The sequence below is a fragment of the Streptomyces ossamyceticus genome (assembly GCF_001418475.1).
GTDB classification, from domain to species: domain Bacteria; phylum Actinomycetota; class Actinomycetes; order Streptomycetales; family Streptomycetaceae; genus Streptomyces; species Streptomyces ossamyceticus.
Window position 1 is genome coordinate 1 of record NZ_LIQX01000613.1, and the last position, 11074, is coordinate 11074.

The 11074-nt window shown below is 70.6% G+C and carries 10 protein-coding genes; 7 read left to right on the plus strand and 3 right to left on the minus strand.

Annotated features, from left to right (window positions below):
• Nucleotides 1-1003: C40 family peptidase (locus tag AOK15_RS34755; protein WP_055522290.1), on the plus strand; the 1003-nt coding region annotated here is incomplete at its 5' end.
• A 523-nt stretch (nucleotides 1004-1526) separates the two neighbouring features.
• Nucleotides 1527-2945, plus strand: a complete 1419-nt coding sequence (locus AOK15_RS34760) for a PP2C family protein-serine/threonine phosphatase (protein ID WP_055522291.1) — start codon at nucleotides 1527-1529, stop codon at nucleotides 2943-2945.
• Between the two features lie 149 nt (nucleotides 2946-3094).
• Here the strand turns inward: AOK15_RS34760 and AOK15_RS34765 are convergent, their stop codons facing one another.
• From AOK15_RS34765 to AOK15_RS47780, 3 genes are all read right to left on the minus strand, one after another.
• Nucleotides 3095-3439, minus strand: coding sequence for a DUF2516 family protein (locus AOK15_RS34765; protein WP_055522294.1), 345 nt, complete (start codon nucleotides 3437-3439; stop codon nucleotides 3095-3097).
• A 174-nt stretch (nucleotides 3440-3613) separates the two neighbouring features.
• On the minus strand, nucleotides 3614-4234 hold the full coding sequence (locus AOK15_RS34770) for a hypothetical protein (protein WP_055522292.1): 621 nt from the start codon (nucleotides 4232-4234) through the stop codon (nucleotides 3614-3616).
• Between the two features lie 290 nt (nucleotides 4235-4524).
• Nucleotides 4525-5052, minus strand: coding sequence for a helix-turn-helix domain-containing protein (locus AOK15_RS47780; RefSeq protein ID WP_240508733.1), 528 nt, complete (start codon nucleotides 5050-5052; stop codon nucleotides 4525-4527).
• A gap of 173 nt (nucleotides 5053-5225) precedes the next feature.
• On the opposite strand from AOK15_RS47780, the gene AOK15_RS34780 reads away from it, so the two are divergent.
• From AOK15_RS34780 to AOK15_RS34800, 5 genes are all read left to right on the plus strand, one after another.
• The gene (locus tag AOK15_RS34780) at nucleotides 5226-6314 is read left to right on the plus strand and encodes a protein kinase family protein (RefSeq protein ID WP_055522293.1); all 1089 of its coding nucleotides are present in this window, start codon (nucleotides 5226-5228) and stop codon (nucleotides 6312-6314) included.
• 49 nt (nucleotides 6315-6363) lie between these two features.
• A complete protein-coding gene (locus tag AOK15_RS47785; protein ID WP_240508734.1) occupies nucleotides 6364-6570 on the plus strand; it encodes a hypothetical protein in 207 nt (68 codons plus the stop codon).
• A 469-nt stretch (nucleotides 6571-7039) separates the two neighbouring features.
• The gene (locus AOK15_RS48420; protein WP_276206249.1) at nucleotides 7040-7861 is read left to right on the plus strand and encodes a Clp protease N-terminal domain-containing protein; all 822 of its coding nucleotides are present in this window, start codon (nucleotides 7040-7042) and stop codon (nucleotides 7859-7861) included.
• A gap of 79 nt (nucleotides 7862-7940) precedes the next feature.
• A complete protein-coding gene (locus AOK15_RS34795) occupies nucleotides 7941-9365 on the plus strand; it encodes an MFS transporter (RefSeq protein WP_079058873.1) in 1425 nt (474 codons plus the stop codon).
• Between the two features lie 636 nt (nucleotides 9366-10001).
• Nucleotides 10002-10862, plus strand: coding sequence for a nitroreductase/quinone reductase family protein (locus tag AOK15_RS34800; RefSeq protein ID WP_055522295.1), 861 nt, complete (start codon nucleotides 10002-10004; stop codon nucleotides 10860-10862).
• Nucleotides 10863-11074: the final 212 nt, after the last annotated feature.

The window sequence follows — 11074 nt, forward strand, 5'->3', positions numbered from 1 at the left end:
CACCCCGACACCGACCCCCTCCCCCTCGGGCACGGGCACCCCCGACGCGGACTCCGCTCCGGTCACCAACGAGGAGTTGGAGACCGTACGCGCGAAGCTGGAGGGCCTCTACCACGACGCGGCGGTGGCCACGGACGCGTACAACGCGGCGGAGGAGAAGGCCGACAAGCAGTCCGCCGAGATCGTCGATCTGGCGAACGAGATCGTCAAGGGCCAGGAGAAGCTGGACAAGCTGCAGGACCTGATCGGCGCCGCGGCCCGCGCCCAGTACCGGGGCGGCAGTCTGCCGCCCGAGGTGCAGCTGTGGTTGAGCGAGAACCCCCAGGAGTTCCTGGAGGGCGCGGACCGGCTGCGCCAGGGGCAGTTGGCGACCAAGGGTCTGCTCGCCGAGATGAACCGCACGCAGGACGACCTGGAGCAGTACTCCAAGGACGCCTCGGCGCGCTGGCAGAAGCTCGAAGCGAACCGCAAGGCCAAGGAGAAGGCCAAGAAGAAGATCAAGAAGCAGATCGCCGCCGCCGAGAAGCTGGAGGCCGATCTGGAGGACGACGAGCGGGAGCGGCTGGCGAAGCTGGAGGAGGACGCCGCGCAGCAGAAGCAGGCTGCCTGGCTGGACTCCGGCATCCTCGACGAGATCGACGGCAATGCCTCCGAGCAGGGCAAGAAGGCCGTGAAGTTCGCGACGGACCAGATCGGCAAAGCGTACGAATGGGGCGCCGAGGGCCCGCGGACGTACGACTGCTCCGGCCTCACCAGCCAGGCGTGGATCGCGGCCGGCCGGGGCATCCCCCGTACCTCGCAGGAGCAGTGGCGGCAGCTCAAGCACATCCCCGTCGAGAACATGCGCCCCGGTGACCTGATCATCTACAACGCCGACGCGAGCCATGTCGCCATGTACATAGGCGATGGCGCGATCGTCCACGCCCCGCGCCCGGGGCGGACGGTGACGATCGCGGGAGCGGGAACCATGCCGATCCTGGGAGTCGTACGCCCCGACGCGTGACCGACGGGCGACACGGCCGACGAGCGACGTGACCGGCGGAAGGACGTGACCGGCGGAAGGACCTGGCCGATGGAAGGACGTGGCCGGCGGAAGGACGTGACCGGCTGGGGCATGCGACCGACGGGCGACGGGACCGGCTGGGGCCGTGACCGGCCACAACTCACCCGCGATCCGCGCGCGTTCCGCCCGTCGCGCTCACCCACGACCCGTTCGCATTACGCCCGCAATGCACCGAAAACCCGCCAATCCGCGAGCCGCCGCGAGGCCAAGTGACCCATCGCACGTGACTCTCACCACCTTCGGCCCCGGGCTCAACCCCCATCGCGTGACATTCGTCATCCCTGGGGAAAGCCCTGTCATGTCCAAATGCGCTACTGGATGCGGCATATGACGGTGGCCGATTGCCGTCCGGCGTCTCACCAAGCATTCCGTTGCGGCGGCGGCTGACGCTAAGGTCCCCGTCGGTGGGTCGAGGTCCCTCGCCCCGCCCGCGCCCTCGGGGGGAGGGAAGGAACCCAAGACGATGCCCGTACCCGTACCGCGGCAGAGAGCGATCCCGGCCGTGGAGAGTGGTCAGGCGCATGCCGTGTCCGCACCCAGCGGCCCATCCGGAGAGGGGGCGGCCCTGAACGCCTCGGCCCAGGCCCCTGCCGACAAGTCCACGCATCCGGCCCGTCCGGCCGCCGGTGCCGTCGCCCCGACCGGCCCCACCAACCTCACGGTGCTGCTGATCGAGGACGACCCGGCCGGTTCGCTCAACGTGCCCGAGTTGCTCGACTCCGCGGGCAAGCCGATCCGCGTCCGCACCGCCCGCAACCTCACCGAGGCCCAGCGGCTGCTGACCGACGACGTCAACTGCATCCTCCTGGACCTGGCGCTGCCGGCCCCGGCCCGCGTCCCCGAGGCCCCGGCCCCCTCCGGCGGCGGCACCGCCACGGAGACCGTCACCGACATCGACGAGCTCTCCGTCCTCAAGCACGTCCTGGAGCTGGCCCCCCGCCACGCCGTCCTCGCCCTCACCGACTCCGGTGACGCCGAACGGGGCACGGAGGCCGTGCGGGTCGGCGCGCAGGACTACCTGTTCCGCGACGAGCTGGACGGCCGGCTGCTGAGCCGGGCGATCCGTTACGCGGTGGAGCGGAAGCGATCGGACACGGCCGAGCGCCGGCTCACGGAGTCCCGGCTGCGTGCCCAGGAGAACGCGCGCCTGGAGCGGGGCCTGCTGCCGACGCCGCTGCTGGAGGGCTCGTCCCTGCGGTTCGCGGCGCGCTACCGGCCGGGCCGTTCCCGGGCGCTGCTCGGCGGCGACTTCTACGACACCGTCCGCACGCCCGACGGCACGGTCCACGTCATGATCGGCGACGTCTGCGGGCACGGCCCGGACGAGGCGGCGCTCGGTGTGGAGCTGCGCATCGCCTGGCGGGCGCTGACGTTCGCGGGGCTGTGCGGTGACGAGCTGCTCTCGACGCTCCAGCGCGTCCTGGAGCACGAGCGGGAGAACGACGAGATCTTCGCGACGCTCTGCACGGTCGACATCGCGCCCGACGGCCGCCGCGCGGGCCTGTGCCTGGCCGGCCACCCGTCGCCGCTGATCGTCCGCCACGGCCGGGACGGCGTCTCGCCGCCGGCCGAGCTGCTGCCGTACGACAACGGCGGCCCGGCCCTCGGGCTGCTGCCGAACGCGCGCTGGCCGCGCACGCAGATCGAGCTGGGCGCCGCCTGGAGCCTGATGCTCTACACGGACGGGCTGATAGAGGGCCGCATCGGTGAGGGCAAGGAGCGGCTCGGCCAGGACGGCATGGTCGCGATGGTCCGCCGCCAGCTGGCCGCGGGCCTGCGAGGCGAGGCGCTGCTGCGCGCCGCAGTGAACGAGGTACGCGACCTCAACGGCGGCGAGCTGACCGACGACGTGGCCGTACTCCTCCTGGACCGCGAGGCCTGACCCACCCGGTCCGCCCGGTCTGCCCGACCGCTCGACCCACCCGGCGGTCCGGTCGTTTGTCCGGGGCCGCAGGATCGAGAGGGGTCAGCGACCGCCGTGTACGGCGGGGTCACGGCGGGGTTGACGACCGCCTTGTACGGCGGGCGGGGTCAGCGACCGCCGTTGTACGGCCCGTACGGTCCGTCGCTGCTGGAGCCGCGGCTGCCGCCCCGGCCACCGCCGCCGGAGATCTGCCGCACGGCGGGGCGCACGTCGACGATGTAGACGATGCTGGCGATGAGGCCGATGATCGGCAGGAACGACAGCAGCGGGAACAGCACGCTCACGACGAGCGCGATCCCGAGGACGATCAGCCAGAACACCTTGGTCTGCTTGTCGGTCGCCCGGAACGCGTCCTCACGCCGGAACGTGGCGTCGATCAGCGCGAACGCGGCGAGGGCGATCACTGCGAGCTGCAACAGTCCCATGAACCCAGCGAAGCCGTTCATCAGCATGCTGCCCACCACCACCCGTTCTCTTCGCCTTCGCGGTTCTCACGGTCACGGTCTTCCGAACACTCCTACGGGGCCACCGTACCCGTAGAACGGGCCGGACACCCCAAAGGTGCCCGGCCCGTCCCCGTACCGTGTCCCGCGGCGCCGCACCGTCCTCCGGCGGGCGCGTACCCCTTACTTGGCGGGGGGCGTGGTCTTCTTCGCGGTCGTCGGCTTGCGGACCGGAGTGACCTTCTTCGCGACCGGCTTCTTGGCGGCGGCGGCCGGCGCGGGCGCGGCCTTGGCCTCGGCGGGCTTGGCCGGCTCGTCCTTGACCGCGACCGGCTCGGCCTTGGGCGCGGTGCTCGGCTCGACGGCGATCGCGAGCTCCTCGATCTCCTCCGCGGCCTCGCCGCGCCAGGTGCGCACGGCCTGCTCGCCGTGCTCGGCGACGCGCTCGTAGGTCTCACGGGCCTTGACGGCGTACTCGGCGGCGACGCCGACGCTGCGCAGCGCCAGGTCCTGGGCGCTCTCGCCGAGCTTCTTGAGGTCGGTGTCCAGGGTGCCGATCAGCTCGGTGACCTTGGTCTGGAGGGTCTCCTGCGTCTCCTTGACCCGGGCGGTCGCCTTCTCCTGGACGGCCTTGGGGTCGGTGTTGCGCACGGCGTCGATCTTGCCCGGCGCCTCGGCGCGCAGCTGCTCGACGAGGCCGGGCACCTTCTTGGCCTGCTGGAGGGCGAGGTCGGCGGTGCCGGCGGCGAAGTAGAGCGGCGTCGGGTCGGTGACGGCCTTGCGGATGTCGTCGGTGATGGCCATGGTGATGGTCCTCCGGGTCTGGCGTTCAGCTGAGGGTTTGTGGGGGTCCGGCCCGCGGTCGACGTCGTCCACGGGTTACGTGTCCGAGTCGGTCAACGCGTCAGAGGTACTCGGCGTAATCGACGAGGCCGGATCTCCGGTCTGTGCGGGTGCGGATCCGCGTCGATGCGGGTCCGCTCGTACGGGGTGATGCGGTCGAGCGGTTGAGCGGTGGTGCGGTTTTACGGGGTCTGCGGGTTATGCGCGCTCTGCGGTTGTGCAGTTGCGCGGTCCGAGGAGCCTTGGCTCCGTCATCTCGCGGTCAGCCGCGGACCGGAACCGGCACCGCCGCCGCCCTCGGACGCGGGAGAAGCGGGGCCGGCGGCCGCTCCGGCGCCGTTGCCGACGGCGGTCTCCGCCTCGGCGCGGTCCGCGTCCCGGACCGCACCCGGGCCTCCGTCCTCGCCGTCGCCGTCACCTATGAGGACCTCGAACCCGTTCTCCTTGCGGAAGGACTCGTAGATCTGGAGCAGCACCTGCTTCTGCCGCTCGTTCAGCGTGGGATCGGCGAGTATGACGGCGCGCGTCTCCACCTCGTCCCGGTCCCGCTCGGCGTCGAGGATCCCGGCCCGCACGTACAGCGTCTCGGCGGAGATCCGCAGCGCCTTGGCGACCTGCTGGAGGACCTCCGCGCTCGGCTTGCGCAGCCCGCGCTCGATCTGGCTCAGATACGGATTGGACACCCCGGCGGCATCGGCGAGCTGCCTGAGCGACAGCTGCGCGTTTCGCCGCTGTTCACGCAGGTACTCACCGAGATTGCCGACGTTGAGCGTTGCCATGCCTCCACCATGCCCCACCCCCGCTAACTTTTGCAAGCACCTGCTTGCAAAAGTGCGCTACGCCACGTCGCGTGGCGAAGACACCCGGCCCGGCCTGTCGGCCTTCGCGTACAGTGCGCTGGCAGCAGTCGGTGGGCACTCGGGTGCATGGCGGAAACGGAGTCGGCATTCCCATGCAGGTGTCGGCCGCGCATCCCGATATACCGGAAAGCGCACGCCTGGCTTCCTACAGCACAGTCTCCACGTCCCTCGCCCTGCAAAGTGATCGCCGGCTGGGCGAGCTCGTGGACGCCGCCATACCCCTTGGCTCCGGTATCGGCGGGAGGTCTGCGCTGCTGGAGGTCGACGGGAAGCCGGTCTTCGTGAAGCGGGTGCCGCTCACGGACATGGAGCGGCTGCCGGAGCATGCACGGTCCACGGCCAACCTGTTTGCGATTCCCACGTTCTGCCAGTACGGCGTCGGCGGCGGGCCTGGCTTCGGGGCATGGCGGGAGCTCGCCGTTCACACCATGACGACGAACTGGGTGCTCGGAGGGCAGTACCAAGGGTTCCCGATGATGTACCACTGGCGCGTACTGCCGGACACAGCCACGCTTCCCGAGGAACTCGCAGACGTGGAGCGGGTCGTGGCCTATTGGGGAGGCAGGCCGGAGGTGCGTCGTCGTATCGAGGCCCTCGAGCAATCCTCTGCGAGCCTCGCACTGTTCCTGGAGTACATCCCTCAGACGCTCGACGAGTGGCTTACCGAGCAGATAAAGAACGGTGAAGAGTCTGCCGACCGGGCTTGCTCCCTGGTGGAGGGCGAGTTGGAGGCTGGTACGTCCTTCATGAACGCTCGTGGGCTTCTGCACTTCGACGCACACTTCCAGAACATCCTGGTCGACGGCCGACGCCTTTACTTCGCCGACTACGGCCTCGCCATCTCGTCCCGATTCGATCTGTCACCGTCCGAGACCAGCTTCTTCGAACTGCACAGGACCTACGATCGCTGCTACACGCGCAGCTGGCTGGTGAACAGGCTGATCACGAAGCTATACGGATACGAGCGGAAAGAACGCGAGGCGCTTATCCGCGCATGCGCGGAAGGAGAGGACCCGCCGGACGGGCCGCAAGAGGCCAGGGCGATCCTCTCCCGCCATGCACCGCTCGCCGCAGTGATGACGGACTTCTACGGCAAGGTCCAGGACGAGAACAGGGAGACTCCGTATCCGTTTGAGGCGCTCCGCCGAACCCTCCATGAAGACAGGTCACGTCGCGGCTGAGCATTTCGAGATCGGGTGGCGGGATGACGAGGGTGAGCATCGGCGGCCGTTGGCGGATGTGGTCTCGGTGGAGTTCGAGGCGGGACGGCCAGGGCGGGGGTTTCCGTCGTATCGCGGGCAGCGGCACTTCCCGGGGTTGTACTGGTCGTCGACGACCGGCGGGCACGTAGGGTTCGAGTCCTGGCTGGAGCGGGATCATGCGATGCTGCTCGACTTCACGCCGCAGGTGACCGGGCTGCCGTCGCAGCCGTTCTGACTGTTCCGGGCGGACGAACAGGGCAAGCGGATCTCGCACGTTCCGGACTGCTTCGCCCGGTTCGAGGACGGGCGAGGGCTGGTGGTGGACTGCCGGCCGCTGGATCGGATCGATGCACGGTCAGCCGCCAAGTTGAGTACATCGCCACATCACCAGAGTTCGTCACGCTGCTCGACATGGTGGCCGACCCTGCTTGGCGAGCACGACGGGCACCTCGCAGATGGGCAAACCTCGGCCAGCACCGGCGCACCATCAATGCCGTCCACACGGAAACCGAACACCGGCCGAACGTCCCCATTCTCCGCGGAAAGCTCCGTTCCCATGCCTTCTCCGACGACGCCCTCTTGCGCTGGACCGACTCCCTGGACAGTCCTGCGCGGCACGGAGGCCGTCAGGAGTGAGGCCGACCCTCGCCCCGAAAAGGCAAGTGCTAGTTGACAAATCCAGATTGTCAAGGCGTACTTGCCTCATGGCGCTCCCGGATCTGGACGATCTCATCGCGGAAGTCGACCGGCGGTGCGACACCGCTCTCCGCCCCGGTGGTCAGGAACAGCCCGACTGGCTCGCGCTGCTGACGGTGGCGGCACAACTGGCCGGTCAGTTGCAGGCGCTGGCGGACGACCTGGTCGAGGACTATGTCGAGCACTGTCGTATGCACGGCTCGTCGTGGACGGACATCGGCGGAGCGCTCGGGGTGAGCCGGCAGGCGGTTCAGCAGCGTTTCCACGCCCCGCACAAGCGCTACGGACCCGAGACGATGACCGACGGGCTGCGCCGGGCCATGGTCCACGTCAAGCAGGCAGCCGTGCACCACCGCAACAACTACATCGGCACCGAGCACCTGTTGTGGGGGCTGACCGCGGAGGACAACACCGCCACCCGGCTGCTGCGGGCCGCCGGGATCGCGCCGGAGAAGGTCCACCGCTCGGTCGGCGACCGGCTGAGCATGGGCGCCTCGCAGGCGGCCGAGCGGATCGCCTGGACGCCCTACTCCCGCAAGGCGATCGCCCTCGCCGAGGCGCGCTCCGGGGAGCGGGGTGCCGAGCGCATCGATTGCGACGACCTGCTGGTCGGGCTCGCCGGGGTCGGGCGCGGGGTCGCCGCCGACATCCTGACTGAGGCCGGCTTCGACCCGGCCGCCGCCGACAACACGGCGAGCGCCGTAACCGCCGATACCGCCGATACCGCCAATACCGCCAATACCAGCGCCGGCCGCGATGGGACCGCCACCGCAGCCATCAAGGCCGCCGACGGCCCTCCTGCCGACGCCGGGTCGGCTGAAGTCGGGTGATCGCCGCCGGCCCACCGCGTTCGGGACGTGACGTCCAAAGCCTTGACCTCAACTGTGCTTGATCCGCGAGGCTTTGCGGGTGACTTCGTCTTGGGCTTCCCGTCTGTTGCCGTCCGCGTACCGGCCCCTGTTCGGCCACATCGAGTTCCGGCGGCTGTTGCCGGCGCTCGCGGCCTCGGATCTCGGGGACGGGATGAGTGTGGTGGCCGTGGCCTGGCTCGCCGTGGAGATCGCGCCGCCCGACCGGTCCGGGCTGCTGGTCGGCGCCGCGATCGCCGCGTACGCGCTGCCCGGGGCCGTGGGGGCGCTCGTCTTCGGCCGGTGGCTGCGGCGGCTGCCCGCCCAGCGACTGCTGGCGGCCGACAGCTGGATCCGCGCCACCCTCCTCGGCTGCGTGCCGCTCGCCTGGCTGCTGGGCGTACTGCATCCGGTCCTGTACGTCGTCCTGCTCGCCGGTTCGTCGGTGCTCCACGCCTGGGGCGGCGCCGGCAAGTACTCCCTCCTCGCCCGCATCCTGCCGCCGGAGCAGCGACTGGCCGCGAACGCCCTGGTCAGTTCGAGCGCCTCGGCCTCCATCATCATCGGCCCCGCCATCGCCGGGTTCCTGGCGACCGTGCTGAGCCCCGCCTGGATCATCGGGATCGACGCCGCGTCCTTCGCCGTACTCGCCGTCCAGGTCGGCCGGCTCGGCGGCGCCGCGACGACCGCGCAGACGGCCGCGCCCGTCGACACCGGCCAGTCGACGGCCGGCCTCCACCTGTTGCGCAGGCAGCCCGAACTGCTCGGCGTCCTCGCCCTGACCTGGTTCTTCAACTTCCTCTACGGCCCGGTCGAGGTCGCGCTCCCGCTCCACGTCACCGCCGATCTGCACGCCGAGTCCAGTCTGCTCGGGCTGTACTGGACGGTCTTCGGGGTGGGTGCCGTCGTGGGCGGCCTCACCGTCGGCGCCCTGAGCCGACTCCCGCTGTGGCCCGTCACCCTGGCGATCGTCGCCGGGTGGGGGTGCGTACTGGTGCCGTTCGGTCTGGGCGCCCCGACCGCCGTGACCCTCGCCTGCTTCGCGCTGGGCGGCGTGATCTACGGCCCCTTCACCGCGCTGTCCTACACGCTCTTCCAGGACCGCACGCCGCCGGCCTGGCTCACCACGGTCCTGGCCGCCCGAGGCGCCGCCCTCCTCACCGCCGCCCCCGTCGGCACGGCCCTCGGCGGCCCCCTCACCGCCGCGCTGGGCCCCCGCCCCGTCCTGGCCGCCTCGGGCCTCGCGACCATCGCCCTGGCCGTGGTGGCCATGGTGCTGTGGGCTTGGGGGAGCCGGCGCGGGACCGTCGGGGGTGAACCGAGGGGCGCGTCGAAGGCCGAGTCGAAGGCCGAGTCGAAGGGTGGCCTGGAGGGTGGCCTGAAGGGTGGTTCAGAGAGTGGTTCAGAGGGACGCCTGGAGGGTGTGCTGGATGGACGCCTGGCGGAGTCGGCCGAGGCGGGGCCGCTGCCTGGCGAGAGCAAGTGAGGCGGCGGCGGACGGGGTCGACGGGCCGGAGCGGCGGTACCAGGCCTCGCGTCCGGCGACGCCGCCGGCGCGGGCTCCGTGGCGGCGGCCCCTTCGCGTCGTCCCCGGATAACTCATTGCCCGCGTCCGCCTGCGCCCACTACCGTTGCCGTCATGACTGCCGGGTCGGCCTTGGGCCGTGAGCGGATGGGTTGCCCGGCCTCCGAGTGAGGTCGGGGCGGGCCAGAGGTCCGCCTGTCGCGGCGCGTGAGAGCACCGCGCCGCAGCACACCACGGGAAACCGCGTGCACCGCGCCGTATGACACCGCGTGCATCACGCCGCATGACATCCCGTGCAGCACATCGCCCGCGCCGCACCGCATGACATCGTCTGCACCGCGTCGCATGGCATCCCATGCACCGCAGCGCGCTGCTCCTCCCTTCCCGCCGTGACGCGCACAGCGCGGCGATCACCCCAGCCCGCACACCACGACACCAGCGACGCCACGACACCCGCTACGCCACGACGCCATGGCACCGCGACGTCTGCGACCCCGCGACGGCGCGGCGCTCCGCCGCGCCTCGGCCCTCGCGCGTCGGCCCCCGCGCGTCGTCGTCGGCATCGACATCGACATCGACATCGACAGAAAGCTGAGAATGCCCAACCCCTTCAACCAGCCGGTCATCGAGGAGTTCCGCGCCAACCACGGCATGGTCGGCGGCATGTTCGAAGGCGCCCGCCTGCTCCTCCTGACCACCATCGGCGCCCGTACGGGCAACCCGCACACCACCCCCCTCGGCTACCTCCCCGACGGCGACGGCACGGTCCTCGTCATCGCGTCGGCCGGGGGATCGCCCAAGCACCCCGACTGGTACCGGAACGTCCTCGCCAACCCCCGTGTGACCGTCGAGAGCGGGGTGTTCACCTACGAGGCGGACGCCGTCGTCCTGGACGGCGACGAACGCGACCGGGCGTTCGCTCGGGCCGTCGAGTCCGAGCCGGGGTGGGCCGAGTACCAGGCGAAGACGGACCGTACGATCCCGGTCGTCGCCCTCCACGAGGTCCCCGTGACCGGCCCTCCGCACATCAACGCCGGCTCCATGGGCGAGGCCATCAAGGTCGTCCACGATGCCTTCCGCCGTGAACTCGGCTTGATCAAGAAGGAGTTGATCGCCAGCGACGGCAAGGCCACCCTCGGCGCGCAGCTCCGCGTCAACTGCCTCACGTTCTGCCAGGGGTTGCACAACCACCACACCGGCGAGGACACGATGCTGTTCCCGTTCCTGGCCGACCGGCATCCGGAGCTGGCCCCCACCCTCACCCGCCTCGGTGAGGAGCACGAGCGGATCGCCGCCCTGGTCGAGGACCTGCGCCGGGTACTGACAGCCACGGAGAACGCCGGCACCGGGGCCGTACGCGCCGAAGTGGAGCGGCTCATGGCCGAGCTCGAAGCCCATCTCGACTACGAGGAAGAGCAGTTGATACCGGCCCTGGACGCCGCCTCGGCCGCGGGCTGACCCGGCGGGCGGCCGGTGGTGGGCCGCCCCGGACACGGACAAGCCGGTGAGCGGCGGACGAGCCCCCTGGGGGGAGGGAGATCGGGCTCGTGCGTTCCGCCGCTCACCGGCACGTCCGACCGTAGTCACCCGGCCCGGCACCGAGGTCCGCACCAGGTCATGACTACGCCGCTATCCGGTAACACCCGTGCCACCAGCCCCACCTGACACCA

Excerpts from the sequence above, each read along its gene's own strand:
- AOK15_RS34760 (WP_055522291.1), top strand. The coding sequence starts at position 1,527 with ATGCCCGTACCCGTACCGCGGCAGAGAGCGATCCCGGCCGTGGAGAGT.
- AOK15_RS34765 (WP_055522294.1), bottom strand. The coding sequence starts at position 3,439 with ATGCTGATGAACGGCTTCGCTGGGTTCATGGGACTGTTGCAGCTCGCA.
- AOK15_RS34770 (WP_055522292.1), bottom strand. The coding sequence starts at position 4,234 with ATGGCCATCACCGACGACATCCGCAAGGCCGTCACCGACCCGACGCCG.
- AOK15_RS47780 (WP_240508733.1), bottom strand. The coding sequence starts at position 5,052 with ATGGCAACGCTCAACGTCGGCAATCTCGGTGAGTACCTGCGTGAACAG.
- AOK15_RS34780 (WP_055522293.1), top strand. The coding sequence starts at position 5,226 with ATGCAGGTGTCGGCCGCGCATCCCGATATACCGGAAAGCGCACGCCTG.
- AOK15_RS48420 (WP_276206249.1), top strand. The coding sequence starts at position 7,040 with ATGGCGCTCCCGGATCTGGACGATCTCATCGCGGAAGTCGACCGGCGG.
- AOK15_RS34800 (WP_055522295.1), top strand. The coding sequence starts at position 10,002 with ATGCCCAACCCCTTCAACCAGCCGGTCATCGAGGAGTTCCGCGCCAAC.